Genomic DNA, 25,959 nt, shown 5'->3' on the forward strand with positions numbered 1-25,959 from the left:
ATTCTTGTATACAAATGAACGAAAAACAATTAATCAATATGATAACTTTGATAAACTTCCCTTTTTGGTAATTTTCTTTCCACCGCTGCTTTCTTAATGGCTTCTTTGCTTGATAAATGTTCCTTGTTCATGAGTACCTCTACATGCTCTTTCACGGATAAATCCTGCCACCATTCCCATTCCTGCTCAACATATGCCGAAGCAGCTTCATTTTGCCCTTCAATAACAAGAACAAACTCGCCTCGCATCTCATTTTTCTTACTCCAAGAAAAAAGTTCTTGAATGGAACCTCTAACAAATTCTTCAAATTTCTTAGAGATTTCCCTCCCTATTGCCGCTTGCCTGTCCCCTAGTACCTCTTCCATAGCTTCCAGTGTGTCCTTGATACGATAAGGAGACTCATAAAAAATTAAAGTAGCATTTAAAAGTTTTAATTTTTCCAATGTTTCTTTCTTATCTTTTTTCTTCCTGGGAAGAAAACCGTAAAATGTAAAAGGTTGTGCTGTTAAACCTGAACCAACCAGTGCCACTAATGCTGCATTGGCACCTGGTAAAACAATCACATCCAGCCCTTCTCGGACAGCAGCTTGTACCAGCTCTGAACCTGGATCAGAAATCGCTGGCATTCCTGCATCACTGACAACAGCTATGGATTCACCATAACGAATCTTATCCAAAAGCTGTTTTTCCCGGTCTTGATGATTATGTTCATGATAGCTGATGAGAGGTGTATGAATCTCAAAATAATGAAGCAATTTTTTCGTATTTCTCGTGTCTTCTGCAGCAATTAATGCACATTCCTTTAATATCCGGATAGCCCGAAAAGTCATATCCTCCAAATTTCCGATTGGTGTCGGTACTACATATAAGGCAGCATGTTCCTGCGGACGGTAGCTATTTTGAATATTCATTCATCGCACGTTCCTTTCTTATGGGCTTGAATTATGGCCAGCTTCTCTTTTCGGGTTAACCTTTTCATTTTATATTCTGCACGCAACGCAGCTGATTTCGTTTCAAATGCACAGGTATACATAATTTCAAAGGGTCCTCTGCCTCTGGTATATTTTGCCCCTTTTCCCGCTTCATGCATACGTATCCGGGATTCTAAATCATTTGTATATCCCGTATACAGTGTTTCGTCCTGGCATTTTAAAATATATACCACGTGTTCTCCGCTAGCCATAGATAACTTCCTCTGCCTGTTTTGTATAAGAACCATCTTGTTCATAAATATAGAACGGCGGCAATATTTTCACATCTGCTTTCCCGTCACGAATCCCTTCAATCAAGAGCATATTTGCTTCTTTTCCCTGTTTCGGATAAATAAATTGCACACGCTTCGGCTCAATACGGTACTTTCTAAACTGCTCCACGATATCGACGAACCGCCCTGGACGATGTACCATCGCTACTTTTCCGCCAGGTTTGACATACCGTTTGCAGGCTTTTACGACATCTTCTAATGTACAATGTACCTCATGCCTCGCAATGGTCAAATATTCATTGTGATTATGTTCCGTTACAGAAGGTGTTTTAAAATAGGGCGGATTACAAGTTACCGTGTCAAATGAGCTCTGTTCCAGGATGGGCTGCATTTCTTTTAAATCCCCATGAATCATCTGCAGCTGGTGATGTAAACCATTTAAAGTGATATTTCTTTCTGCCATTTGAAAAATACGTTCTTGAATCTCGACACCAACTATTTTTGCATGTGATTTTTTTGACAGTAATAAAGGAATAACCCCATTTCCCGTACATAAATCAAGAATCTTTCCTCTTTTTTTAGGAATTGAACTAAAATGAGCTAACAATACAGCATCGATTGAAAAAGCAAAGGCTGTTGGACTTTGGATAATTTTCATTGTTTCATCCGCTGATAAATAGTCCATACGCTCATCGTCATAAAGTTCCACCATTGGTCATTCACATCCTTGTTCTCTCTATACCTTACCATAAAAAGAGCTGCCTCCACAGGAAGACAGCTATCCAATACGATACCATACGTTTATTTCGTTTTATCAAAGAAATCCAAACAGAAAATACAATCTTCATTTCTTCTCGGACTGCCAAATTCCAAACTGCAAATATGGAATCCTTCTTCGTAAAGACGGGCTAAATTATCATAACCTTCTCCAGGAAATGTTCCCTTTTGTTGTTTAGAGCCGCTTTTTTCTCGTTGTTTTTCCACAGATTCTTCTGTAAAACTATCCAGGTGATTGCGCAAATGGTGATTTTCATGGGCTAATCGGTGATTTTCTTCAAGCAAATCACTTAGCTTTCCTTTTAAATTACCTAATTGCTCATATAATTCACCAATTTGCTTCTCCATATCGGAAACTTGATCAAATATTTCCCTGTTTCCCACGACGAATCACCTCTATTCTGTGACTTGAGCTACAATTCCTTCTTCAATCAATTCATCCAATGTATACTCCACAACGCGTTCTTTATCCAGGAGTTCAATTTGAATCATTTTTTCTAATATATTTAAACCTACAACCTTCCCTTTTCCAAGTGGTGTCGGCATGGTCTCTCCAATATCAGATAAATCTCTTTTTGCTGTTTCATACGCGTCATTTTCATATTTTAAGCAGCACATCAATCTTCCGCATAAACCGGAAATCTTCGCCGGGTTTAAAGAAAGGTTTTGATCCTTTGCCATTTTTATGGATACCGGTTCAAAATCACCTAAAAATGTGGAACAGCAGAGCATGCGGCCACATGGGCCAATGCCGCCCAACATTTTCGCTTCATCCCTGACTCCGATTTGTCTCAGTTCAATGCGTGTCTTAAACATGGATGCCAAGTCTTTTACAAGATTTCTGAAATCAACTCTTCCGTCCGCTGTAAAATAGAAAATGATTTTATTGCGGTCAAACGTATATTCTACATCTACCAGATTCATATCCAGCTTATGTTGCGTAATTTTATCTGTACATATGTCAAAGGCTTTTTGTGCCTGGTCCTGATTTTCTACAACCGTCCGCTTATCCTTCTCATTTGCGACCCGGATGACTTTCTTTAAGGGTAAAACGACATCTTCTTCATCTACTTGCTTTTCTGTAATAACTACTTTCCCAAATTCTATTCCTCTCACCGTCTCTACAATCACATAACTGCCTGTAGTTACCGGATAAGAATCCGGGTCAAAATAGTAGATTTTACCCGCTTTTTTAAAACGTACGCCAATAACTTCTAACATTTTTTCACCTCTGTATTTGAAGCGCTAGTTGTTCAATAACCAATGTGGGCTGAACATTTGCCTTTAAATTTCTTTTCGCCATGAGTATCTGATGTAAGATAGTCAATAATTGAGCTTGCGAAAAAGTAATAAGTCTCTTTTCTGACTTAGATGGATCATTAGGTAATAGTATCGTATTGGCGTCTGTATATATGTGCTGATTTAAAATATCTTTAAAACCTAGTATTAATAAGTCGAGTCCTCGTTCATGGCCTTCTCTATCTTTAAAATGAGGTATCCAATTTTGATGAACAAATGTGTAGATATCCTCAGGTTGTGTAGTATACATTTCTACCCATTGTATCACTATTTTTCGAGCCCCTGCAAACCAATCATCTTGAGCCAGTTCAAGCGCCTCTGTCATACTGTTTGTCAGTGTACTTAAGAGTTTGGCATCCGGCTCGCTTAAACCTTCCTGTTGCAACCTTTCCTGCAAAACACCCGGCGGAAGCGGCTGCAAATCTATAATCTGACAGCGTGACCGGATAGTGGAAAGCATGGCATGGCCATTCTCTGTAAGCATCATGGCAGTTGTTTGCACACTGGGCTCCTCTAAGAATTTCAACAAACGGTTAGCTGCATTAACTGTTAATGTATCTGCATCCTTTATGATATAAACTTTCCGATTTGATTCCATTCCAGAATACGTAAACTCCTTCTGCAGATTACGTACCTGTTCTATTTTGATAGAAGCGCCCTCCGGCTCAATCCAATGCATATCCGGATGGTTTCCGGAATCAATTCGCTGACAGTTAATACAGTTGTTGCAAGGGTCTGCCCCCTGCCGATTTTGACAGAATAAATATTTTGCCAAGATTAGTGCCATTTCCTGTTTTCCGGTACCTCTGTCTCCTTGGAACAGATAAGCATGGGAGATACGATTTTTATGGATACTGTTCATGATCGTCCGAGTTGCTACAGGCTGTATTTTTTCGATTTCTTCCCATGTCTGCATGATTACTTCCACCTTTAAACATAAGCTTACTTATCATTTATGTTTTCATTTACTGCTTATTCTGCCAATTTCATGAAGCGCTGCACTCATGTATAAATATTAATCAATAAACCCTTAATTTCTCCAATTAACCCGAGAATATCAATGGTTTTCTTTTCTTCATCCATCACGTCTTCTGCCAATTGGGCAATTTTTTCATCAATTACCTTTATCGTAGACAATTGCCTGCTCCCTTGCATACCGAAGCTGTGCTTTTTCTCTAAAAGATACCCTTCTGACGTTGCCTTTTCCAGGAACCCTTTTACCATTCGTTTAAATTTAACCAGCTCACGAAAGGAACGATAGCGGCTCAGTTTATTACCCTGTTCCGCAATCTGCTTAACCATCTGTGTGAATTCCTGTGTTTTAAGCTGTTCCGATTGGGATTGAACAAATTTTTGAAAAGAAGAGGCATTATTTGGCTGCGTAGAACGCTGCAAATTACCCTCTCTTGGCGCTGCTATATCACTGGAAATTTTCATTGTTCTCTCCCTCCTGACAGGTTAAATCATACATTTAAAAACTTCTTTCTTAGAATTGGTAAAAAGATTCGATAGGCAGGATAAATACAGTCGCACCGCCAACTTCGACCTTCACTGGTTTCGGAATATAAGAATCCGCATTTCCGCCCATCGGTGAAATTGGTGCTACCATCTGTTCACGATGTGAGCAATTATCGCGAATAATTTCAAGCGCATCATTCACATATTCATCTTCGCAACCAATCATCAGCGTTGTATTCCCTTCTTTTAAGAACCCGCCTGTTGTTGCTAATTTTGTTGTTTGAAATTTATTTTCACCTAATGCGTTCACCAAACGATTGGAATCTTTGTCTTGAATAACCGTTATAATTAACTTCATCATTGACCAGCCCCTTTTAGCTTATTTATTTAACAAAGCAGTTATTCTTTTAAATACATCTTGATATACTGCTTCAAGCGAACGTTCTGCATCGACTGTTTGAAAACGCTCCGGGAAACGGGATCGGATTAACTGGTAGCCCTGATAGACTTTCTCATGAAATTCAACCGTTTCTAAATCCAGGCGATTTTTTTCTCGGTCAGCATTTGCTGCAATACGCTCCAGCCCTTTCCTGGGAGTAATATCGAAATAAAGCGTTACGTCCGGCATACAGTTTTGAATGACAAATTTATTAATAGCATACACCTCATCGATGCCAATGCCTCTTGCATATCCCTGATAAACGAGACTGCTGTCCACAAAACGGTCGCATAATACGACTTTGCCTGCTTCTAAAGCCGGGAAAACCTTTTCTACAAGGTGCTGCCTTCTTGCTGCTGCATATAACAATGCTTCTGTTCGTTCTTCCATTTCAAGATGGAGCGGATTATGAATAATATCTCTAATCTTCTCAGAGATTCGAATTCCTCCCGGCTCTCTCGTCTTGATAACTTCTATTCCTCGTGCTGTCAGTTCTTCATAAATCTGATTTAGAATGGTGGTCTTGCCGGCTCCATCGCCACCTTCAAATGTAATAAACAAACCCTTTGTCATCTTCGTTCCCCTTCATTTTTATATATGCGTATCCCCGCGTCCCTATGCTGTATCCGGACGCCCTGTTCCATTAATTTCTCCAAGCGCGCGATATGCACTGCTTTGATTTTTTCTCCTTTTAAAAGGAGCGGGATGCCAGGCGGATAAGGTATAACCGCCTCAGCAGCTATGTCTCCTATACTTTCCTTCATTGGGACCAGATACGTTGTTTCGCTATTCATTTTTTGATAAGACAAATCCAATTCCTGAATCTTATTCGGGAAAAAGTTTGTCTCCTCTATTGTAGCACGATTTACTGATTTTTTTAATGGATGCTCCATCGTTTTCAACCTTTTTTTCAACGAATTTATTTGTGTAAAGGAAGCTAATCCGTGAACAAATAATATTTGCTCATCTGTAGCAAGTTCCGGAAAAATACCTGCTTTTTCGAGTGCGCTCATAACGGACTTTGTCGAAAAAGAATGTTTCACGTGAAACGTTAACTTTAATGGATCCGCTGAAGGCACCATTTTCCAAAAAGGAAAAGATGTCAACAAAGTCTTCACATGTTCGACACTTTTTATCGTTTTTATTCGTTCTTCATCTGAAAAATGGGCTAAAAAATGTCTTGCCATATCTAATGAAGCCATAAGCACGTAAGATGGACTGCTTGATTGAATGATTTGTAAATAATGGGCAATTTGAGCTTGATGTATTCGGTCCGTTACAATATGTAAATAAGAAGCCATTGTCATTGCCGGAGCCATTTTATGCGCAGAGTGAACGACAGCATCCGCCCCCAGTTCTATTGCTGAAGCAGGGAATGGGTCTCCCAAAGCAAAATGCACACCATGCGCTTCATCCACCAGAACCGGGATATGAGATTGATGTGCTTTCTCAATCATTGCTTTCAGATGATAGGTCTGTCCAAAATAATCCGGATAGGTAAGAAACAACGCTTTGGCATCCGGATGCTGTAGTATTGCTGCTGTTACTGTTTCGTAACTTGGACTCGTAAACCTTTTGACGTTATCATCCCACTCCGGCGCCAGTAAAACAGGAGTTGCTCCAGCTAATTCTACGCCGTTCATCACCGATTTATGACAATTACGCTGAATCAACACCTTATCTCCAGGCTGACATGTGGCAAGTATCATCGCCAGATTACCAGCTGTCGAACCGCCAACCAAAAAATGTGTACGCTTCGTCTGAAAAAAAGCAGCAGCCAGATTTTCCGCTTCCGCGATAATGCCTGCAGGTGCGTGTAAATCATCCATCCCTGTTATTTCTGTTACATCCCAGCGCAGCATGTGCTGAAATTCTTCTTGGTACGCAGAAGAGAAAATCTGTCCATGCTTATGTCCAGGAACATGAAAAGAGATCGGATTGTTTTTGGTGAATGCCTGTAAATGCTCTGCTAATGGCATACGCTGTTGGTCCATTTGCTTTCCTCATTTCTTTAAATAACCAAACCAATGCATAGAAATTAATTTGATTATCTTGAACTGCTTCTATTATAACAAGCAGGGACAGCGGAACAAAAACATGTGTAGAAAAATAACAAATGAAATGATAAAGATGCAGCTATTTGTTCTCTATTTATTTTCGCTGCTAGAATCACTCATACCTGGCAAACACCCCCTTTTTCAGATTTTAAACAAAACAAAAAAGCCTTTGCATGCAAAGACTTAGAAAAAGGGGGAATATGATTTTAATGTAATGTTGATTGTTTAATATTTTTTAATTTTGAAAGATAGTATTGGTATTTTTCTTCCCGTGGCTCTGTATGAATCATATTATGCTCACACTCGGAACATAGAAACATGGAATATAAATGAATACCGTTCTCCTTTGGTTCCTCACAAATTCCACAATACTCATATCCTTGTATTTTTTGCTGTTTCATCTCTCCACCTCCGTTAAAAACTAGTATCTCCTAATCTAACGGAGGTTATACATACATTGAATTATTTTTAATAATCCATAACTCAAAGAACGAATAAATGAATTGCTGCCAGAGATCCAACACCAAATATACCAAGAAATCCGGATACCAGAACTGTAAATAGATTAATTGGAATATGCAAGCCGATTGCCCCTCCCAACACATTCAAGAAAAACAGCAGCAATGCACCTATCCCCAGTCTTATCGTTGCTTTTCCCACATATTTCATTGGTTTTACCGGTGCCCCTACGATAAATAATAGAATAATCAATCCAATAATAATGCTAATAAATAGTGTTGAACTCATCCCTCTCCCCACTTTCCATCCATTGCTTTACCTTATTTCTATGATTGTGCTGCAGCAAATAGAACAGAATTTAAGTACAGAGGAATGAATACAGGAGTTTTCTAAGATGTATTCGCCGCTTTCCTTTTCTGGCGATTAGACCGAACAATAAAGAAAACGAGCGTTCCTGTTAGAATAAGAACGATGATAATGAGAGACCATGTATTCATATAAGAAGAAAAACCTCTCGCAACCCGAATATCATTCCAGATAATAAAAGGAAAAAGAATCGCTATCTCATTTTTCAAGACATTCATCATCATTCGGGAATTGATATATTGTCCTTTTATATTTGCTTCAGTAAGGTTTTTATAATTATGTACGTGTGGAAATCGTTCTAGAACAGTCATCCCGATCCATAGGAGCACCCCAACAGCCAAGAGAATAAATAACTCTTCTCTCCCTCCCCATCGTGTCACTTCACCGGATACATTATAATGACCCGGGACCAGATTGGGAACCGCATTCCATGTATAAATCATATACATCATGACACCTGAAAAACTCAGTATTCCTACAACATTCAACAACTTTTCAATAAAAGTCATTTTTAATTTTAGAACAGGCGGATTATTTTCCATGGCATATCGTACCTCCTCTCTGCTCAAAACAAAAAGAACCAGGCAGCTTCCACATACTTGATTCTTTTGCAAAAACATATTCTTTTATTTTTAAAACCGCGTTGCCTTCACATGACGGATTCGTGCTTCTTTTAATAACATCATATATTTCGATCGTGCCAACGAAACCTCTCTCTCCCCGTTTTGCGAGGGGTCAATGCTTTTCCGGGCATAATCCTGAAGCTGCCTCCATTCATCTTCTACCTGATATAAAGCATTCAGAAGCGCTTGGTCCATATCTTGTTTCTTTAATTTCTTTGCCATATTTCCCACCAAACCCCGTTATTAAATGAATTTTCATCCCTGGAGATGATTACTAGAAATAAAATTAGACGTCTCTTCTTCCTTCCAATGCTTTGGACAACGTGACTTCATCCGCATATTCTAAATCGCCGCCAACCGGCAATCCATGAGCAATTCGCGTTGTACGGATTCCGGAAGGTTTAACTAATCGGGAAATATACATCGCTGTTGCTTCCCCTTCAATATTTGGATTTGTTGCCAAAATCAACTCTTCGACTTCTTCATCCTTCAAGCGATTGATTAAATCCGGCACATTAATATCCTCTGGTCCAATCCCGTCCATCGGTGAAATGGCCCCATGCAGCACATGGTATTTGCCGCGAAATTCTTTCATTTTTTCCATCGCAATCACGTCTTTCGGATCCTGTACCACACAAATGATAGATCCGTCCCGGCTGGTATCCTGGCAAATTGCACATGGATCCTGGTCCGTAATATTTCCACAAACCGAACAATGGGTCAGCTCCCGTTTCGCATTAACTAATGCATTGGCAAAATTCATAACATCATCGTCTTTCATATCTAAAACAAAGAAAGCCAGACGTGCTGCTGTTTTTGGACCGATTCCCGGTAATTTGGAGAAACTGTCCATCAGCTTCGTTATCGGCTCTGGATAATACATATTTTTCTTACCCCCTCTTGAACAAACAAGCTGCCTCTTTAGAAAATAAGACGCCTGGGCACAGAAGCCAGACGTCTTATTTTCAATTGAAAGTGGAATTAGAACATTCCTGGCATATTCATTCCTTGTGTGAATTGTCCCATTGTAGCATTTGTTTTGTCATCAATTTGCGTTATAACATCATTTGTGGCCGTTAAAATCAAATCCTGCAGCATTTCGATGTCATCCGGATCAACGACTTCTTCTTTTATCTCGATATCTGTAATCTCTTTTTTACCATTTGCATGAACAGTCACCATACCGCCGCCTGCAGAAGCTTCAAAAGTCATTTCATGTAATTCTTCCTGTGCTTTCATCATTTTCTTCTGCATTTTTTGCATTTGCTTCATCATGTTATTCATATTTCCCTTCATGGAAAATACCTCCTTTAAGTATATATATTAATCATGAATTTCTAAAAGGTCATCTCCAAAGAGCTTACGAGCCTCATCTACCAGAGGGTCTCCTCCCTGCTCTTCCTTCTGTTCATCGGGTTTTTCCTGCTTTTGAACATATTCGCTGCGCAATTCATTCCATTCTTTTTCCGGAATAGGAATAATTGTGCGGTGTTTATCCAGATTTCCTAATATGGATTCGACCATTTCCCGGTGATCAAGAAATAGCGAACAATGAATTTCATATTTAAACGCAACAATCAATGTATCTGCTGAAGCTGCGGCAGGTTTGCTGTCCTGAATGGTCGCATGCGCCGGGGCATTGGTCGTCTTTAATTGATTTAAGAAGTTTGCCCATTGGGCATGCACGTCTTTTAATTCTTTTTTCTCTGCCTTCCCCAGTGTATCACGAATCCGATCAAAAGGAATCTTATATGTGTTTCGTGAATTTCTGGAACTGGATCGGCGTCTTTCCGGTGCAGGGGCGGTATTTCCAGCGTCCTGCTGCTGTGGTGGTGCTTCTTTTAATTTTGCAATATCTTGCTCCATCGTCTGCAGTTTCTGTTGAAGCTGACCGACAACTGCAGACTGGTCCGCCGCTTCCGGGTGTGTTTGACCGGACGCTTGCGTTTTCCCAAACTGATCCGTGATGGACAACAGCGCTACCTCAATAAAGATTTTCGGGCTGTTGGACCATTTCATTTCTTGCTGGCATTGATTCAATGCAATAATTGCCTGCTGAATCCAGCTGTTTTCAACCTGACCGGCCAGTGCTTCAAACGATTCATTTGCTACCGCGCGTTCTAATAAATCCGCCAATCCGGACGAGCTTTTATATAAAAGCAAATCACGCAAAAAGTAGATTAAATCCTGTACAAACTTGCCAGGATCTTTTCCGGTTTGAATCATCTGATCCAGCCCATGGAGAACGGTCTGTACATCCTGCCCAATCATGGCACGGATGATATTCGTTAATACTTCTTGGGACACGCCGCCTGTTACGGCGAGCACATCTTCCAGCTCTACCTGATCTTCACTGTAGGAAATAGCCTGGTCCAATATACTGAGTGCGTCCCGCATACCGCCTTCTGCTGCCAATGCAACAGATTCTAAAGCTTCATTTGTAACAGAAACACCTTCCGCTTGCATGATTTTCTGTAATCTCTCCACAATAGCCTGGTTGGAAATCGGTTTAAAATCAAAACGCTGGCAACGGGAAATAATCGTTAATGGGATTTTATGCGGCTCTGTCGTTGCCAGAATAAATACAACATGCTTCGGTGGTTCCTCCAACGTTTTCAGAAGCGCATTAAATGCATTAACAGAAATCATATGCACTTCATCAATAATATACACTTTGTAAGGTACAGCGCTCGGTGCATATTTTACTTTATCCCGGATATCACGAATATCATCGACACTTGTATTCGATGCCGCATCAATTTCAATGACATCAGAAATAGAACCATCCTGAATCCCTCTGCATGCCGCACATTCATTACACGGCTCTTTCACAGGTGCATGCTCACAATTAATCGTTTGCGCAAAAATCTTTGCAGCGCTTGTTTTCCCTGTTCCTCTTGGACCAGAGAATAGATAAGCATGCGAAAATTTATCTTGGGTAATGGCATTTTGTAACGTTCTCGTGATATGTTCCTGCCCTACAACATCTTCAAATGTTCTTGGGCGCCAGACGCGGTATAAAGCTTGATAACTCATGATTTCGATTCCCCTTATTTGTCTCCTTTTTATTATACCCGATTACAGGCTTGGATGAAAACCTTAGAATGTATTATCTGAGCGTAATTTATGTTTACAGAAAATGATTGTGAAATGAATTTTTTCTAGCTGGGTCTTATCGCTTTGCTTTCCCATAGGGATAGCCGTGTTTTCTCCTGGGACTGGGACTACGCTTACTCGCCCAATCACAGAGCTTTTGCGCTTACTCGTCCCGTCAAAAACCGTCGCTAATTCGTTTCATGAACTTATTTATGGCGTCATATCACCCATTGATTTTAATGTTGACTTTAAATTATTTTATAAAAATTTAAATGTTTTATAAAAGGTTTATCCAAAAACATAGAACTCATGTTCCTGTTATGTTATAATACACTAAAATACGCACAGTAAGATGTTTAACGGTGGAAGGTGCCATCTCCTATCTGAAAGGAGGTGATGCCTGTGGCTACTTTCGATGTCCTGTCTTTAATGATCAGTTTCGGCCTGCTGATTATAGCTATTCTGAGCTTTCATGATAAAGACCAAAAGTAAAAAAGCCTCCCTTCGCTTGCCGGCAAACAGGGTGGCTTCAATCGTCACTTTAATACAGCCTTCCCTCTCTGTTAGAGAGAAATAACTGTGTGTATTTTTCAGGCAGTATGTGGATGCATACTGCCCTTTTTTATATATTATGCTTATCTAACAGAATTATATCATATACCTTGTTTCTAGTACAATTTCACCTGTGAAAAAGTTACGATAAATGATGCTTCTACTCCCCTTCAGGCATCATCGTTTTTTCGGGTAAGCACGCTTATATTGTCTTGCTGGTTCTATTGTATCTCCCAGCTGCTCGCTGGCACAAATCGCCCAATAAGGATTTTTCAACATCCCGCGGCCAATCGCAACTAAATCAGCATCCCCATTTCCGATAACAGATTCAGCCAGTAAAGGATCTTCTAAAATCCCGACAGCAATCACCGGTATATCCAGTTCTTCTTTAAACTTACGTGCAAAAGGAATCTGGTAACCCGGATTGGTTGCCGGTTTGTGTTTTCCTGGAGGCGCCTCTCCACCGCTGGAAATATGAAACATATCAACACCGGCTGCCTGATATTTTTTCGCAATTTCTAAGGCATGGTAGATATCATAGCCGTCATCCATATACTCAACAGCTGAAATACGCATAAGCAGTGGCATATCTGCAGGAATCACATCTTTTATCGCACGGATAATTTGTACCCCGAAATAAGATAATTCCTGATATTCATCCTCCCGCTGATTGATTAACGGCGAATGGAATTGATGAATTAAATAACCATGCGCACCATGTAGTTCAATCGTATCAAACCCAGCTTCAACAGCCCGTTTTGCTGCATCTTGAAATTGTTGGATGGTTTCCCGGACTTCTTCTGTTGTTAACGCGCGCGGCATTTTACTATCTTCTGTAACAGGGATTGCGGATGGAGCGACCGGCGGATTTGCATCCTCTGCCTTTCTGCCTGCATGAGCAATTTGAATACCGATTTTGGCGCCCTGTTTATGAACAGCATCAACAATTTTTTTATAAGCTGGTGTATGTGCATCTGACCACAAACCAAGATCGTTATTTGTAATACGGCCATCCGGATCGACATCTGTCATCTCAATCAAGATTAAACCGGCGCCGCCGACTGCACGCGACGTATAGTGGACAAAATGCCAGTCATTTGGAATGCCATCCTCCGCATCAACGGAATATTGACACATTGGTGCCATAACAATTTTATTTTTTAACTTCAGGTTTTTTAATGTAAAAGGTTGTGTTAAATGAGCCATTTTAAATTTTAGCACCTCACTTATATATTTCTAAGTAGTTCATAGCATATGCTTTCTTCTGCTTTTGTGCAAATAATCTGTTTAACATGGCGATAATCAGCATATCTCTATCTTATTAGTATATTCAGATGTTTCCATACTTCCTATTATTTAAGTAATAAAAAAATCGGGAAACCCATTCTCATGTAACGGAATTTTTGCATAAAAAAAGAACTGCTTTCACAGTTCTCTTTTTCGATATGTTCAGCAGAAGCGCCAAATAGCAGGCATTTTCCGCTTATTATTATGTAACGTGCACCTGCTTTCGATGGAGTGACCATATGCGCTACGTAAGTTCATGGCTCAGCCCAGGCTTCCCTGCGGCACACAAGAATGACCACTTACTGCTGCTTCCTTCCGGACCTGACAGGGTTCATGGGTTCCTGTTGCGCAGGACCCGGACGTCAACACCAATTCCTTACGTCTGACCATACAGTCATCCCACCTCGAGCAGGAATTCAGCCTCGCTATAGCGGATTGCGAGTACAGGGCACCGCTACCTCCCCGCTTAGCACGTAATTATCATTATAGCTTTCTCGTCCCAAAAATGCAATAAAAAATGTATCTTTTTCAATACGCTCTCTATTCTTTTGATTCCGAATCGTTATCATTATTTTTCTGCCGCAGTTCTTTAAAAAAATTCTTTAAAACTGTACTGCACTGTGGTTCCAGGACACCGGATGTTACTTCAACCTGGTGATTAAAACGCGGCTCCTCCAATAAATTCATCAGTGTTCCGGCACAGCCAGCCTTGGGGTCACTTGCCCCGTAAACCACACGTTTGATCCTTGATTGGACAATGGCTCCGGCACACATGGGACACGGTTCCAATGTAACGTACAACGTACAATTCTCTAACCTCCAGCTGCCGACTTCCTGATTCGCATCCTGAATGGCAAGCAGCTCTGCATGGGTTAACGTGGTTTGTATCGATTCCCGCAGATTAAAACCTCTGCCAATAATTTCTCCATCCTTTACAACGACGGCACCAATCGGAACTTCATTTAAAAGCCAAGCTCTGCGTGCCTCTTGCAGGGCTGCTGCCATATACTTTTCATCTTGACTTACAGATATTTCTTCCGTCATTTATATCACATCACTTTATTTTCGTTTTAATAATTGTGGAGCGGGAATACTACATAAACTTATTTCTTTAAAAAAGGAGACACTTCATGAATATTACACCAGAGAACACAGCACTTATTTTCATCGATGTCATCAACGATTTTAATTTTGATGGCGGCGATGACCTGCTTGCCAATACAAAAGACATCTTGCCAAACTTAATCAAATTGCGGGAGTTCGCTAAAGAAAAATCGATTCCTATTATCTATGTTAATGACCATTATGGTTTATGGCAAGCAGACTTCCGGGAAATTATCAATCATTGCAGAAATGAAAAAAGTAAAGAGATTATCGATAAAATCAAGCCGGATAATAAGGATTATTTTCTCATTAAACCACAACATTCGGCTTTCTTTCAAGTACCCTTACATGCACTTTTAACCGACATGAAGCGTACGCATCTTATTTTGGCAGGTATTGCCGGTGATATTTGTATCCTGTTTACGGCAAAGGATGCCTATATGTATAAATTCAGTCTTTCTATTCCTAACAACAGCATTGCTTCAGAAGGAATAGATAATAATAATTACGCGCTTTATTTGATGGAATCTGTGATGGATGCAGATGTTTCCCCCATTTAGAAGTTAGCATAAAAGTACCGCCCCTTTCATAAAGTGAGTAAGAAGCACTCTGAAGGGGGTTTTTATTTTGCAAATATACGTTGTTAAACAAGGTGATACGATAGAACAAATTGCCGATACATACGGATCCTCTGTTCAAGATATTGTTAACGCGAATGAATTAGATGCACCCAATCAATTAGTTATTGGGCAAGCGCTTGTTATTCCCATTGTCGGGCAATTTTACTTTGTGCAGGCTGGTGATACACTTTCTTCTGTTGCAGCTCAATTTAACCTCTCCACAGATGAACTGGCTGCAATAAATGGATTAAATGCAAATCAGATGATTTATCCTGGATTACGTTTGTATATTCCGCCGGCACAGAAAGAACCAATTACAGCAAACGCTTATGTTGAACCAATGGGAGAAGAGGTTTCACAAACACTAGAAACAGCAGTAAGCACCTATTCGCCTTTTTTAACTTATCTTAGTCTATTCAGTTATCGTGTGAACCGGGATGGCACGCTCACAGCCCCGCCAGCGGGAAATCTGATTTCTTCTGCGAAAGAAAACAATGCCTCGATTGCAATGGTCATTACCAATTTGGAAGAAGGTTCCTTCAGCTCCGAGGTTGGACATATTATCTTAACGGTGCAGGCTGTTCAAAACCAACTATTGGATGAAATTGTTAATATTGCAACAGAACAAGGCTTTCGTGATGTGCACTTTGATTTTGAATTTCTGTTACCGGAAGACCGGGAAGCTTATAATACCTTTTTACGTACAGCAAAAGAACGTTTCACCCAAGCTGGTCTGCAGATTTCTACCGCACTCGCTCCTAAAACAAGTGCCGAGCAGACAGGACAATGGTATGAAGCTCATGATTACCGGACACATGGGGAAATTGTTGATTTTGTCGTGTTAATGACTTATGAATGGGGCTATAGCTATGGTCCACCGATGGCTGTGTCTCCGCTGAATGCCGTGCGGGATGTGGTGGAGTATGCCGTCTCAGAGATTCCATCAGAAAAAATATTACTTGGTCAGAATTTGTATGGTTATGATTGGACACTGCCCTTTGTGGAAGGTGGAGAAGCTGCCACAGCTGTTAGTCCATTACATGCTGTGGAAATTGCCTGGGAGAATAATGCCGCCATCCAATTTGATAACACAGCTCAAGCACCTTATTTTATGTATGTTGATGCTTCCGGACAGGAACATGAGGTATGGTTTGAAGATGCCCGTTCCATTCAGGCCAAATTCGATTTAATCCGGGAGTTTCAGCTTTTAGGTATTACTTATTGGAAATTAGGGCTTGCTTTCCCGCAAAATTGGCTGCTTTTAAATAATGAATTTGAAATTCGAAAATTGGATGCATAATGGGCATACCTTTTTGAATTCTTTATACATGAAAGGAGCGCTTTGAAATGATATCAAAGCGCTCCTTTATTATATTAGTGGATTCATTAACCAAGTACTTTCACGGATTCACGGTTAAATGCCGGGATGTCATCCGGTGTACGGCTGGTTACTAATTGATTTTGACAAACAACAACTTCTTTATCCTGGAATTTTGCACCTGCGTTTACCAGGTCTACTTGAATGGATTTGAAACCAGTTGCTGCTCGTCCATCAAGTGTTTTTGCATTAATAAGAAGTTGTGGACCATGGCAAATGGCCATAACCGGCTTTTTCTCATCCATAAAATGTTTTGCAAATGAAACAAAGCGATCGTCTGCACGCAGCATATCAGGGGAGAAACCGCCAGGAATAAACAATGCATCAAAGTCTTCTGGTTTTACATCATCAATGCCTTTATCAATGGTTACTTTTGTACCATCTGATTTACCGGTTACGGTATTTCCTTGTTCTTTTTCAATGGTAACAAGTTCATGGCCAGCATCTTCAAATGCTTTTTTCGGATCCGTATATTCTACGTCCTCAAATAAGTCTGTAATAACTGTTGCAATTTTTTTACCCATGAATAATAACCTCCTTTAATAATGGCTACATAATATATCTTCCCATACAATGTTTATTTCAAACATACAAATTTTTATTTTTATGAAGATGTTCAAAACCCTTATAAAAGAGACCCGAAAATTCGGGTCTCTTTAGCTTTTTTATTCTTCTAATGTAGATGTATCGCCTGTTGGTAGTCCTAGTTCCCATGATTTTAACAGGCGGCGCATAATTTTACCACTCCGTGTCTTAGGAATAGAGTCTTTCACTTCAATTTCTCTCGGCGCAGCGTGTGCACTGAGTTCCTGTTTCACAAATTGCCGGATACTTTCCAGCAGCTCATCGCTGTTTTCGTATCCTGGATTTAAGGTAATAAACGCTTTAATAATTTCTCCGCGTTTCGGGTCCGGCTTACCGATAACCCCTGCTTCTGCAACAGCTTCGTGTTCAATCAGTTTGCTCTCTACCTCAAATGGTCCAACCCGTTCACCGGATGTATTAATCACATCATCCAGACGGCCCTGGAACCAGAAATAACCATCTTCATCCCGATAGGCACTGTCTCCGGAGACATACCATCCGTTAATAAAATAACTTTCATATTTTCCTTTATTATTCCAAACTGCGCGCATCATAGATGGCCAGCCGGATTTAATTGCTAAATTTCCCATTTGGTTCGGAGGAATTTCATTTCCTTCATTGTCCACAATGGAAGCCTCTACACCAGGAATCGGTTTTCCCATGGATCCTGGTCTGATTTCCAACGTCGGGATATTGACAATGACCTGTGCACCAGTTTCTGTCATCCACCACGTATCATGGATACGCAAATCAAATGCTTTTAATCCCCATGTAATTACTTCGGGATTTAATGGTTCACCAACACTCAAGATATGACGCAGCGCAGACAAGTCATACTCCCTGACCTTCTCCTCGCCATGACTTACAAGCATCCGTAGAGCGGTTGGCGCTGTATACCAAACGGTAACTTTATTATCTTGTAATGTTTGATACCAGTCATCCGGAGAAAAACGTCCACCGCGAATCACATTTGTCACGCCATGCAGCCAAGGTGCAAAAATACCATAGCTTGTTCCTGTTACCCAGCCAGGATCTGCTGTACACCAATAGACATCGTTCTCTTTTAAATCCAATACCCATTCTCCGGTTGCATAATGTTGTATCATTGCATTATGCACATGCAGAATGCCTTTTGGTTTCCCAGTTGAACCGGATGTATAGTGCAGCAGCATGCCATCTTCTCTATCCATCCACACCATATCAAAATCGGTAGATGCCTGCTTCATTTCGGAATGATAATCAATATACTGATCCTCTTGCTCTTCATGCTCCCCTACTAAAACAATCTTCTCTAAATGCGGCAGTCTATCTTGAGGAATACGATAGAGTAAATCAGGTGTTGTTATTAATACACGTGCCTCACTATTTTCTAAACGATCCCCTACCGCTTGCTCCATAAATGCTTCAAACAGCGGTCCTGCAATAGCACCAATTTTTAAAATGCCAAAAAAGGCTTGATAAAATTCTGGACTTCTTGGCATAAAAAGAAAAACACGATCTCCTTTTTGTACGTCATATTTCTTTAGCACATTTGCAAACTGATTACTTTGCAAACGGAGTTCATCAAAAGTAACTTTTTCTTCACGATCAGGATCTGAATATAGTAATGCGATTTTATCCTTCTTATCCGGATTATCTGCATGTTTATCAATTGCTTCATAAGCCATATTCACTTTTCCTGTTTCATGCCAGGAAAAATTCTTCTCCACACTTTCCCAAGAAAAAGTGTTTCGAAAATCCTCGTAGTTTTTTAAATTATGATTCCCTTCACGTGCCGGTATTGCTTGCATATCCATCTAATCACCTCATTCATCTTAATTGGAAACGATTACAAATAGAATTAAAAAAAGGATTAAAATATTTTGTTAACTATTTCTATTTTAGAACATTCTGTGACATTTTTAAAGGGTTAGTTTCTAATTTTACAGAATTAGGAGATATTTTCAAGGAAAAAAGCTTGGCTGGTAACGTGTCACAGCAATTTTTATAAAAAAAATAGCGAAATCCAAACCATTATCCAATTCTTCCATCAGCATTGATATTCGTTCGGATTTCGCTTTGTTAAAAAATAATTTTACTTTAAATTTATCATCATTTATGCATTTTCTGTTTTGTCGTCATTCCAATCGCCACGTTCAGATATAATATATGCACAAGCAGCATCTCCAGCAATATTTAGAGAGGTTCTTAACATATCGAGGAGACGGTCAATACCAATAATTAAGGCAATCCCTTCAACAGGAAGGCCAATTTGACCAAGCACCATTGCCAGCATAACTAATCCGACACCAGGCACTCCAGCTGTACCAATACTTGCCAATGTCGCAATCAGAACAACAATTAATAAATCGGTCAATCCGAGCGGGATATCATAGACCTGAGAAATAAACACTGTGGCAACAGCCTGCATAATGGCTGTACCATCCATATTAATCGTCGCGCCAAGCGGCTGGACGAAACTGCTGACAGCTTTCTTTACACCAAGCTTTTCCTGGGCTGTCTTCATCGCAACAGGAAGTGCTGCATTAGAGCTGGATGTACTAAATCCGACCACCATTGCCGGGAAAAATACCCGGAAAAATTTAATGGGGTTTCCACGCCCTATTAACCAGACAGCAAGAGAATACACAATGAAAGCATGAAGTAGCAACCCTGCAATAACAGTTAACATATAGCTCAGCATGGAACCAATTGCATCCAGTCCGGCATCACCGATAGCTGAAGCAATCAGAGCAAACGCCCCATACGGAGCAAATCGCATGATTACCGTAATTAACCAGTTTAATATTTCGTTTGCCTGTTCAAATAGTTGATAAATTCCTTTTGTCTTATTACTTAAAAAGGCCAAAGCAACCCCGATAAAAATAGCAAATGCAATAATCTGTAACATTTCTCCGGATGCCAGCGCTTCCATTGGGTTCTCCGGAATAATATTAATCAGTGTATCCATAATTGGCGGGGTTTCATCCGGTGTATAATCAGCATCTGATGTATCAAAAACTCCCGTAGACCCCGGCTTAACCAAATAACCCAGACCTAATCCCAAAGAGATGGCAATGGCTGTTGTGGTTAAGAAGAAGGCAACTGCAGATATACCAATTTTCCCTAATTTTTTCGGGTCTCCAAGTCCAGCTGTTCCTAACGCGATGGATACAAATACAAGCGGAACAACTAACATCATAATGAGATTGATAAAAATTTGGCCAATAGGATCTAATATGTATTTATCCAGAGGTCCAAAAAAACTTTCAGGAGCAAATGTCAGCGCCACACCAACAATGGCACCTGCAATCAAGGCGATCAATATTCGTTTCGTTAATTTTTTCGAATCCATATTTGCTCGTCCTTTCGTTACGTTTTTGAGCATGAAAATATATGTTGGAAAAGCTACAAATTGATGGAGCTTTTTATGCTGCACTCGATAATGATTCACTATTTATTCGGAGATAAAAACATAGACTTCTTGGATTTTCTCTGCTGTTGAGGTACCTACACGTTTTACAGGGATTATTTCTAATTGCAAAGTAAGAAAGATAGATCGTAATGCAAAAGCCAGGCATTAAGAAAGACGCTTTTCATACATATAATCTTTCACAGAACTTCTTGAAGAATTTACAAACTTTACCCTTTTTTTTATAGAATAAAACACATCTTTTTTTAGCTAATAAAAAACTACCTCCTTCTTTAACGAGGAGATAGAACCTAAATTACAAATTATAACAGGATAAAATTTTTCAGATTGAGAGATTTTCTATGAGGAAATATCTATGTGGCGCTCTTCACAATATCACTATCATGCAAGCTCGTTGAGGCGTCATTTTTCTAAGGTGTTTAAAATCTCTTGTTTTTATTTTATAAAAGCTCTTTGCATTTATTTAATGCATCATTCAGTTCCTTGTCAAATAACATTTTTACATCGATTTCTAATGCTTCTGCTATTTTTTCCAGCATATCTACATCAATTTTTGTCTTCCCTTTGGAAATATTGGTATACCATGCAGGCGTTTTGGAACATTTTTTCGCAATTTGTGTTTTTGTTACCTGTTTTTGCTGTCTGATAAACTCAATTTTCTCATGAATTTCCACTAAATCACTCCATCCATTATTTTTTTCTACTTAAAGTATAATTAAGCGTTTTGCGTAAGTCAATATATTAATATAATAAAATTTGCATTTCGCTTAAAAATAATAATGTTTTTATTAAAAATGGTATTATCTCTATATTGAGGTGGATACTATGAAAATTCTTTCCCAAAGATTAAGAGAAGCGCGAGAAAAAGCGGGACTAAAACAAATTGAGGCATCAAAGCTTCTTGGCATCTCAAACGGTACTTTATCTGGCTATGAAAGAGAATATCGTGACCCAGATACGGACAGTCTACATAAAATGGCGGAGTTATATGGTGTTTCTGTAGATTGGCTTTTAGGTAAATCGACGACATCTCCCTCAAAAAAAGATACTTCCCTGCCCGAACCAATGTCTGAACAAGATACGGTAATGTTTCGTAATTGGAAGCGCATGACAGAGGAAGAAAAACAAGAGGCATTAAATGTGATACACTATATTTTATACCGAAAAAACACAGATAACGGGAATGCCAATCAGTAAGAATAGGATGTATCATTTTCATAATAAAGAAGCTAAAAAGGTGTAGGTACTACTCCTTTTTTTAGCACGTTAAACCGAACGTATATTCTCAATTAAAGGAGGGAAATCGGATGTGTTATTCAGATGTAGAAAAGTTTGTTGAAGCATTATACAAGCAGCTGGATATTCAAGACCCGGAGGAACTTTCCATTTCTGCTATTGCAGACGCTTTAAACATTGAAATTATTTATTCGGAGTCCATCAGCATGCGGATAGATAACTTTATTGTCCTTCCCTGCTCGACGCTTCAAAATAGGTGGCAAATCTTCGGACATGAACTATGCCACTATTTTTTCCATGAAGGAGATCAGCGTTTTATGCATTCTCTTTTTGTTGACTTACAAGAACATCAAGCCAACCATTTTGCGTATCATTTCTGTATCCCGACATTTATGCTGCAACAGCTGCAAGTACAACGTGTCGATGATATCCTGCAGTATTTTCCAGTTGAATTTTCCTTTGCCCTTCACAGGCTGCAGATGTATCAAAATACACATTTCACATTATACGAAAAGCCTGTTTACTACCTCGCCGTGTAAAAATAGAGCAGCTTTCTAATCGATAGAAAAGCCGCTCTATTTTTAAAAGAAATTTAATAATGCAATACCGCCGATAATCATCAACACAGCAATGATTCTTCTTTGGTCAATCGGATATTTAGGTAAGTTAAACATGCCAAAGTGGTCAATGATAAGTCCCATAACAATTTGCCCCAGGATAGTAGACATCAACGTCAGCGTCACACCAAGATAAGGCATTAGTATAATATTGGAAGCGATATATGCCGCACCGAGCGCACCCCCGGCGAAATGCCGTGGCTTTAATGTTATATCTCCGGAAGTACGGGTTATTTTGATTCCCTTATTCACAAGCATTGCCATGATAAATAACACGACAGTTCCTACGACGAATGATATGAAAGCCGCATAAATAAAAGAATCTACCTCATACCGCAAACTGCTGTTGATAGCTGTTTGCATCGGCGGCATCATTCCTGTAGCTAATCCGACTAAAATCCAAAGACGGGAATGGTTCTTCGCAGCACCTGCCTGTTTTTTCGCATTCATATATATAATGCCGGCAATCAACAGAAGTACACCAACAATATGCATCACATGCAATGGTTTTACATCTGCATCAAACCACCCGAATGTATCAATAAATAAGCCGATAACCATTTGTCCTGTGACTGTTGCAATCACTGTCACAGCCGCACCAATTCTAGGTAACAAGATAATATTTCCTGTCAGAAAAATAACACCCAGTACCCCGCCGGCAAACCAGACATACGAATAAGATTGTGATTCAAAAAACGTTAGCGTAAATTTATCGAGGTTCATCATCAGATTAATGATAAATAAAATAATCGTGCCTGTTAAAAAGGAATAAAAAGATGTCGGTAAAACAGCTTTGGTAAATAGAGTCAGCCGATTATTGACCGCTGTCTGCATTGGAACCATCATACCTGCAATCATTCCCACGAGAATTAATATATACAACGATGAAACCTTCTTTCTGCAAAAGGATGTTAAAAATAGCCAATATCTTTATTTTAGCAAAGATATCATAGAAAACAATCATCACGCCCCATTTTCGTACAAACTTAAAAAATGAATATTTTTTGAACTTTCATGAATTGTGAAGTATTTCACTTGTTTTTTATTTTGAAACCGTTATAATAAAGATAGGGATTATTGTGAAATATTTCACAATAACCAAGAGGAGGGATTTTATTATGAAAGTGGCAGAAGACTTAGTGAGAAAAGTTCCTTGGGACGGTTTCGTTGAGGGTAACTGGCAAAAAGAAATCGATGTTCGTGATTTTATCTTACAAAATTATCATTTGTATGAAGGAAAGGAAGATTTTTTAGCAGGACCTACGAAAGCAACAGAAGAGCTATGGAAACAAGTCATGCAGTTAACCAAAGAAGAGCGTGAAAATGGCGGCGTCTATGATGTAGACACAAAGGTTGTCTCCACGATTACCTCCCATGGCGCAGGTTATTTGAATCCATCATTAGAAAAAATTGTCGGCGTACAGACAGATGAGCCTTTTAAACGTGCTTTAATGCCATTTGGCGGTATCCGCATGGCTGTGGCTGCTGCAGAATCCTATGGCTATCATGTCGATGATAATGTTGTTCAAACCTTTACGGAACACCGAAAAACGCATAATCAAGGTGTCTTTGATGCCTATACACCCGAAATCTTGAAAGCTCGAAAAGCAGGTATTATCACAGGCCTCCCCGATGCTTATGGGCGCGGACGTATTATTGGAGATTACCGGCGTGTTGCCCTATACGGAGTGGATGATTTAATACAAGCAAAGAAAAAAGATTTTTCCCTCATCGGTAACGGCACCATGACCGATGACATTATCCGTGAACGGGAAGAAACCTCCGATCAAATTCGTTCTCTAAAAGATTTGAAAAAGCTTGGAGAAACGTATGGATTTGACCTTGCCAGACCGGCACAAACAGCACAGGAAGCCTTCCAATGGCTCTATTTAGCATATTTGGCTGCAATCAAAGAACAGAACGGTGCTGCCATGAGTCTGGGGCGTGTTTCTACATTCTTAGATATTTATATAGAGAGAGATATTAAAAATGGGGTTATAACAGAAGAAGAAGCGCAAGAGCTTGTTGATCATTTTGTCATGAAGTTGCGTCTCGTAAAATTCGCCAGAACACCGGATTACAACGAATTATTCAGCGGAGACCCGACTTGGGTGACAGAATCATTAGCAGGTATCGCAGAAGATGGACGTCCGCTTGTTACAAAGAGTTCTTACCGTTTTCTGCACACATTAGATAACTTAGGTCCAGCACCAGAACCAAACTTAACTGTACTTTGGTCTGCCAAACTGCCGGAAAACTATAAAAAATATTGTGCAAAGATGTCAATTAAATCAAGTTCCATCCAATATGAAAATGATGACATTATGCGTCCGATTTATGGCGATGACTATGGCATTGCCTGCTGTGTATCTGCCATGCGCATCGGGAAACAAATGCAATTCTTCGGTGCACGCGCCAACTTGGCAAAAGCACTGTTGTATGCGATTAATGGCGGCGTAGATGAGAACTTGAAAATGCAGGTCGCTCCAAACTATGCGCCGATTACGTCAGAATATCTGGATTACGACGAAGTGGTCGAAAAATATGATAACCTCTTGGATTGGTTATCCGGATTATATGTCAATGCACTAAACATTATCCATTATATGCATGATAAATACAGCTATGAGCGTCTGGAGATGGCGCTGCATGATCGTGATGTATTACGGACCATGGCTTGTGGTGTAGCAGGATTATCCGTCATTGTCGATTCTTTAAGTGCTATTAAATATGCGAAAGTAAAAACAATACGCGATGAAGATGGGCTAGTCGTTGATTATGACATCGAAGGCGACTATCCGAAATACGGTAATAACGATGATCGTGCAGATGAGATTGCTGTCAATCTCGTCAAAGACTTTATGAATAAAATCAAGAAACATCCGATGTATCGCGATGCCATACCAACACAGTCTATTTTGACGATTACTTCGAATGTTGTTTACGGAAAGAAAACAGGGAATACCCCGGATGGACGTAAAGCAGGAGAGCCATTTGCTCCAGGGGCAAACCCATTGCACGGCCGCGATAAAAACGGCTCCCTGGCTTCTTTAAGTTCCGTTGCCAAGCTGCCATATCAATACGCATTGGATGGCATTTCCAATACTTTCTCCATCGTACCGAAAGCGCTGGGGAAAGATGAAGATACCAGAACAAGCAACTTAGCGGGCATACTGGATGGTTATACTGCCAAACACGGGCATCATTTGAATATCAATGTGCTCGACCGTGATACCTTATTAGACGCGATGGAACATCCGGAAGAATATCCGCAGCTGACAATCCGAGTCTCTGGATATGCGGTCAATTTTATTAAACTGACAAGGGAACAGCAAATAGACGTGATTAACCGGACCTTCCACGAAAGCCTGTAAGGTTCGTGAGCGAAGA

The 25,959-nt window shown here is 39.9% G+C and carries 30 protein-coding genes and 1 other RNA gene; 6 read left to right on the top strand and 25 right to left on the bottom strand.

All coding sequences use genetic code 11. The annotated features are described in order from the left end of the window. Positions 1–29: 29 nt before the first annotated feature. From rsmI to dnaX, 17 genes are all read right to left on the bottom strand, one after another. Entirely contained in the window at positions 30–911 is an 882-nt protein-coding gene (gene rsmI / locus B7E05_RS00685; RefSeq protein WP_080871831.1) for a 16S rRNA (cytidine(1402)-2'-O)-methyltransferase, read from the bottom strand. Further along, positions 908–1,183 carry a GIY-YIG nuclease family protein gene (locus tag B7E05_RS00690; protein WP_080871832.1) on the bottom strand — a complete coding sequence of 92 codons (276 nt, stop codon included), beginning with the start codon at positions 1,181–1,183 and terminating at the stop codon, positions 908–910. The genes rsmI and B7E05_RS00690 overlap by 4 nt, the downstream gene beginning before the upstream one ends. Beyond that, positions 1,176–1,916 (bottom strand): tRNA1(Val) (adenine(37)-N6)-methyltransferase, encoded by a 741-nt coding sequence (locus B7E05_RS00695; protein WP_080871833.1) that lies wholly within the window; start codon positions 1,914–1,916, stop codon positions 1,176–1,178. Before B7E05_RS00695 ends, B7E05_RS00690 begins: the two co-directional genes overlap by 8 nt. 89 nt (positions 1,917–2,005) lie before the next feature. Then, the gene (yabA, locus tag B7E05_RS00700; RefSeq protein WP_080871834.1) at positions 2,006–2,365 is read right to left on the bottom strand and encodes a DNA replication initiation control protein YabA; all 360 of its coding nucleotides are present in this window, start codon (positions 2,363–2,365) and stop codon (positions 2,006–2,008) included. 12 nt (positions 2,366–2,377) lie between these two features. Continuing rightward, on the bottom strand, positions 2,378–3,202 hold the full coding sequence (locus B7E05_RS00705) for a PSP1 domain-containing protein (RefSeq protein ID WP_080871835.1): 825 nt from the start codon (positions 3,200–3,202) through the stop codon (positions 2,378–2,380). Positions 3,203–3,206: 4 nt separating this feature from the next. After that, entirely contained in the window at positions 3,207–4,196 is a 990-nt protein-coding gene (holB, locus tag B7E05_RS00710; protein ID WP_080871836.1) for a DNA polymerase III subunit delta', read from the bottom strand. 86 nt (positions 4,197–4,282) lie between these two features. Then, entirely contained in the window at positions 4,283–4,717 is a 435-nt protein-coding gene (locus tag B7E05_RS00715) for a YaaR family protein (protein WP_080871837.1), read from the bottom strand. 49 nt (positions 4,718–4,766) lie between these two features. Further along, complete coding sequence (locus B7E05_RS00720) at positions 4,767–5,096, bottom strand: cyclic-di-AMP receptor (RefSeq protein WP_040977662.1); 330 nt, start codon at positions 5,094–5,096, stop codon at positions 4,767–4,769. A gap of 21 nt (positions 5,097–5,117) precedes the next feature. Continuing rightward, positions 5,118–5,750 carry a dTMP kinase gene (tmk, locus tag B7E05_RS00725; RefSeq protein WP_080871838.1) on the bottom strand — a complete coding sequence of 211 codons (633 nt, stop codon included), beginning with the start codon at positions 5,748–5,750 and terminating at the stop codon, positions 5,118–5,120. Then, positions 5,747–7,171 carry an aminotransferase class I/II-fold pyridoxal phosphate-dependent enzyme gene (locus B7E05_RS00730; protein WP_080871839.1) on the bottom strand — a complete coding sequence of 475 codons (1,425 nt, stop codon included), beginning with the start codon at positions 7,169–7,171 and terminating at the stop codon, positions 5,747–5,749. Before B7E05_RS00730 ends, tmk begins: the two co-directional genes overlap by 4 nt. Positions 7,172–7,440: 269 nt before the next feature. Beyond that, positions 7,441–7,635: a sigma factor G inhibitor Gin gene (locus B7E05_RS00735; RefSeq protein WP_080871840.1), complete on the bottom strand. Its 195-nt coding sequence runs from the start codon at positions 7,633–7,635 to the stop codon at positions 7,441–7,443. A gap of 82 nt (positions 7,636–7,717) precedes the next feature. After that, positions 7,718–7,981, bottom strand: a complete 264-nt coding sequence (locus B7E05_RS00740; RefSeq protein WP_080871841.1) for a pro-sigmaK processing inhibitor BofA family protein — start codon at positions 7,979–7,981, stop codon at positions 7,718–7,720. Between the two features lie 101 nt (positions 7,982–8,082). Next, complete coding sequence (locus B7E05_RS00745; protein ID WP_179134425.1) at positions 8,083–8,601, bottom strand: DUF1648 domain-containing protein; 519 nt, start codon at positions 8,599–8,601, stop codon at positions 8,083–8,085. A gap of 90 nt (positions 8,602–8,691) precedes the next feature. Then, on the bottom strand, positions 8,692–8,904 hold the full coding sequence (locus B7E05_RS00750) for a YaaL family protein (RefSeq protein WP_080871843.1): 213 nt from the start codon (positions 8,902–8,904) through the stop codon (positions 8,692–8,694). 64 nt (positions 8,905–8,968) lie between these two features. Then, a complete protein-coding gene (recR, locus tag B7E05_RS00755; protein WP_080871844.1) occupies positions 8,969–9,565 on the bottom strand; it encodes a recombination mediator RecR in 597 nt (198 codons plus the stop codon). A 98-nt stretch (positions 9,566–9,663) separates the two neighbouring features. Beyond that, positions 9,664–9,978, bottom strand: a complete 315-nt coding sequence (locus B7E05_RS00760) for a YbaB/EbfC family nucleoid-associated protein (protein WP_080871845.1) — start codon at positions 9,976–9,978, stop codon at positions 9,664–9,666. Positions 9,979–10,005: 27 nt separating this feature from the next. Then, the gene (gene dnaX, locus B7E05_RS00765; protein ID WP_080871846.1) at positions 10,006–11,718 is read right to left on the bottom strand and encodes a DNA polymerase III subunit gamma/tau; all 1,713 of its coding nucleotides are present in this window, start codon (positions 11,716–11,718) and stop codon (positions 10,006–10,008) included. Positions 11,719–12,180: 462 nt separating this feature from the next. On the opposite strand from dnaX, the gene B7E05_RS22315 reads away from it, so the two are divergent. Beyond that, positions 12,181–12,270, top strand: a complete 90-nt coding sequence (locus tag B7E05_RS22315; protein WP_245832902.1) for a putative holin-like toxin — start codon at positions 12,181–12,183, stop codon at positions 12,268–12,270. Between the two features lie 237 nt (positions 12,271–12,507). Here B7E05_RS22315 and B7E05_RS00770 read toward each other — a convergent pair whose 3' ends face one another. The 3 genes from B7E05_RS00770 to tadA all read right to left on the bottom strand — a co-directional run bounded on the left by B7E05_RS00770 (position 12,508) and on the right by tadA (position 14,661). Continuing rightward, the gene (locus B7E05_RS00770; RefSeq protein ID WP_080871847.1) at positions 12,508–13,536 is read right to left on the bottom strand and encodes an NADH:flavin oxidoreductase/NADH oxidase; all 1,029 of its coding nucleotides are present in this window, start codon (positions 13,534–13,536) and stop codon (positions 12,508–12,510) included. Between the two features lie 290 nt (positions 13,537–13,826). Continuing rightward, positions 13,827–14,092: signal recognition particle sRNA large type (gene ffs / locus B7E05_RS00775), an RNA gene on the bottom strand. Between the two features lie 65 nt (positions 14,093–14,157). Continuing rightward, the gene (gene tadA, locus B7E05_RS00780; RefSeq protein WP_080871848.1) at positions 14,158–14,661 is read right to left on the bottom strand and encodes a tRNA adenosine(34) deaminase TadA; all 504 of its coding nucleotides are present in this window, start codon (positions 14,659–14,661) and stop codon (positions 14,158–14,160) included. A 92-nt stretch (positions 14,662–14,753) separates the two neighbouring features. On the opposite strand from tadA, the gene B7E05_RS00785 reads away from it, so the two are divergent. Then, positions 14,754–15,281 carry a cysteine hydrolase family protein gene (locus B7E05_RS00785; protein ID WP_245833217.1) on the top strand — a complete coding sequence of 176 codons (528 nt, stop codon included), beginning with the start codon at positions 14,754–14,756 and terminating at the stop codon, positions 15,279–15,281. Between the two features lie 67 nt (positions 15,282–15,348). Next, on the top strand, positions 15,349–16,641 hold the full coding sequence (locus B7E05_RS00790; protein ID WP_080871850.1) for a glycoside hydrolase family 18 protein: 1,293 nt from the start codon (positions 15,349–15,351) through the stop codon (positions 16,639–16,641). Positions 16,642–16,727: 86 nt separating this feature from the next. On the opposite strand, the gene B7E05_RS00795 is transcribed toward B7E05_RS00790, so the two are convergent. From B7E05_RS00795 to B7E05_RS00810, 4 genes are all read right to left on the bottom strand, one after another. Next, positions 16,728–17,243 carry a type 1 glutamine amidotransferase domain-containing protein gene (locus B7E05_RS00795; RefSeq protein ID WP_080871851.1) on the bottom strand — a complete coding sequence of 172 codons (516 nt, stop codon included), beginning with the start codon at positions 17,241–17,243 and terminating at the stop codon, positions 16,728–16,730. Between the two features lie 141 nt (positions 17,244–17,384). Next, positions 17,385–19,100 (bottom strand): acetate--CoA ligase, encoded by a 1,716-nt coding sequence (gene acsA / locus B7E05_RS00800; protein WP_080871852.1) that lies wholly within the window; start codon positions 19,098–19,100, stop codon positions 17,385–17,387. A gap of 299 nt (positions 19,101–19,399) precedes the next feature. Then, entirely contained in the window at positions 19,400–20,638 is a 1,239-nt protein-coding gene (locus B7E05_RS00805; protein WP_080871853.1) for a dicarboxylate/amino acid:cation symporter, read from the bottom strand. 518 nt (positions 20,639–21,156) lie between these two features. Next, positions 21,157–21,390, bottom strand: a complete 234-nt coding sequence (locus tag B7E05_RS00810) for a helix-turn-helix domain-containing protein (RefSeq protein WP_080871854.1) — start codon at positions 21,388–21,390, stop codon at positions 21,157–21,159. 151 nt (positions 21,391–21,541) lie between these two features. On the opposite strand from B7E05_RS00810, the gene B7E05_RS22490 reads away from it, so the two are divergent. Both B7E05_RS22490 and B7E05_RS00820 read left to right on the top strand, forming a co-directional pair. Further along, entirely contained in the window at positions 21,542–21,913 is a 372-nt protein-coding gene (locus tag B7E05_RS22490; protein ID WP_080871855.1) for a helix-turn-helix domain-containing protein, read from the top strand. A gap of 110 nt (positions 21,914–22,023) precedes the next feature. Then, positions 22,024–22,491 carry an ImmA/IrrE family metallo-endopeptidase gene (locus tag B7E05_RS00820; RefSeq protein ID WP_080871856.1) on the top strand — a complete coding sequence of 156 codons (468 nt, stop codon included), beginning with the start codon at positions 22,024–22,026 and terminating at the stop codon, positions 22,489–22,491. A 42-nt stretch (positions 22,492–22,533) separates the two neighbouring features. Here B7E05_RS00820 and B7E05_RS00825 read toward each other — a convergent pair whose 3' ends face one another. Continuing rightward, positions 22,534–23,451, bottom strand: a complete 918-nt coding sequence (locus tag B7E05_RS00825) for a DMT family transporter (protein WP_143833148.1) — start codon at positions 23,449–23,451, stop codon at positions 22,534–22,536. Positions 23,452–23,687: 236 nt separating this feature from the next. Here B7E05_RS00825 and pflB point away from each other — a divergent pair, with 236 nt between their 5' ends. Beyond that, positions 23,688–25,943 (top strand): formate C-acetyltransferase, encoded by a 2,256-nt coding sequence (gene pflB / locus B7E05_RS00830; protein ID WP_143833149.1) that lies wholly within the window; start codon positions 23,688–23,690, stop codon positions 25,941–25,943. Positions 25,944–25,959 lie beyond the last annotated feature (16 nt).

This window comes from Oceanobacillus timonensis (genome assembly GCF_900166635.1).
Lineage (GTDB): Bacteria > Bacillota > Bacilli > Bacillales > Amphibacillaceae > Oceanobacillus > Oceanobacillus timonensis.

Bases quoted from the DNA above. Each gene is read 5' to 3' on its own strand.
- B7E05_RS00750 (WP_080871843.1), bottom strand. From the start codon at position 8,904: ATGGCAAAGAAATTAAAGAAACAAGATATGGACCAAGCGCTTCTGAAT.
- tadA (WP_080871848.1), bottom strand. From the start codon at position 14,661: ATGACGGAAGAAATATCTGTAAGTCAAGATGAAAAGTATATGGCAGCA.
- B7E05_RS00795 (WP_080871851.1), bottom strand. From the start codon at position 17,243: ATGGGTAAAAAAATTGCAACAGTTATTACAGACTTATTTGAGGACGTA.
- B7E05_RS00820 (WP_080871856.1), top strand. From the start codon at position 22,024: ATGTGTTATTCAGATGTAGAAAAGTTTGTTGAAGCATTATACAAGCAG.
- B7E05_RS00705 (WP_080871835.1), bottom strand. From the start codon at position 3,202: ATGTTAGAAGTTATTGGCGTACGTTTTAAAAAAGCGGGTAAAATCTAC.
- B7E05_RS00805 (WP_080871853.1), bottom strand. From the start codon at position 20,638: ATGGATTCGAAAAAATTAACGAAACGAATATTGATCGCCTTGATTGCA.
- B7E05_RS00760 (WP_080871845.1), bottom strand. From the start codon at position 9,978: ATGAAGGGAAATATGAATAACATGATGAAGCAAATGCAAAAAATGCAG.
- rsmI (WP_080871831.1), bottom strand. From the start codon at position 911: ATGAATATTCAAAATAGCTACCGTCCGCAGGAACATGCTGCCTTATAT.
- B7E05_RS00730 (WP_080871839.1), bottom strand. From the start codon at position 7,171: ATGGACCAACAGCGTATGCCATTAGCAGAGCATTTACAGGCATTCACC.
- B7E05_RS22490 (WP_080871855.1), top strand. From the start codon at position 21,542: ATGAAAATTCTTTCCCAAAGATTAAGAGAAGCGCGAGAAAAAGCGGGA.
- pflB (WP_143833149.1), top strand. From the start codon at position 23,688: ATGAAAGTGGCAGAAGACTTAGTGAGAAAAGTTCCTTGGGACGGTTTC.
- recR (WP_080871844.1), bottom strand. From the start codon at position 9,565: ATGTATTATCCAGAGCCGATAACGAAGCTGATGGACAGTTTCTCCAAA.
- B7E05_RS00690 (WP_080871832.1), bottom strand. From the start codon at position 1,183: ATGGCTAGCGGAGAACACGTGGTATATATTTTAAAATGCCAGGACGAA.
- holB (WP_080871836.1), bottom strand. From the start codon at position 4,196: ATGCAGACATGGGAAGAAATCGAAAAAATACAGCCTGTAGCAACTCGG.
- B7E05_RS00740 (WP_080871841.1), bottom strand. From the start codon at position 7,981: ATGAGTTCAACACTATTTATTAGCATTATTATTGGATTGATTATTCTA.
- B7E05_RS00770 (WP_080871847.1), bottom strand. From the start codon at position 13,536: ATGGCTCATTTAACACAACCTTTTACATTAAAAAACCTGAAGTTAAAA.
- B7E05_RS00715 (WP_080871837.1), bottom strand. From the start codon at position 4,717: ATGAAAATTTCCAGTGATATAGCAGCGCCAAGAGAGGGTAATTTGCAG.
- B7E05_RS00695 (WP_080871833.1), bottom strand. From the start codon at position 1,916: ATGGTGGAACTTTATGACGATGAGCGTATGGACTATTTATCAGCGGAT.
- B7E05_RS00745 (WP_179134425.1), bottom strand. From the start codon at position 8,601: ATGGAAAATAATCCGCCTGTTCTAAAATTAAAAATGACTTTTATTGAA.
- acsA (WP_080871852.1), bottom strand. From the start codon at position 19,100: ATGGATATGCAAGCAATACCGGCACGTGAAGGGAATCATAATTTAAAA.
- B7E05_RS00735 (WP_080871840.1), bottom strand. From the start codon at position 7,635: ATGAAACAGCAAAAAATACAAGGATATGAGTATTGTGGAATTTGTGAG.
- dnaX (WP_080871846.1), bottom strand. From the start codon at position 11,718: ATGAGTTATCAAGCTTTATACCGCGTCTGGCGCCCAAGAACATTTGAA.
- tmk (WP_080871838.1), bottom strand. From the start codon at position 5,750: ATGACAAAGGGTTTGTTTATTACATTTGAAGGTGGCGATGGAGCCGGC.
- B7E05_RS00720 (WP_040977662.1), bottom strand. From the start codon at position 5,096: ATGAAGTTAATTATAACGGTTATTCAAGACAAAGATTCCAATCGTTTG.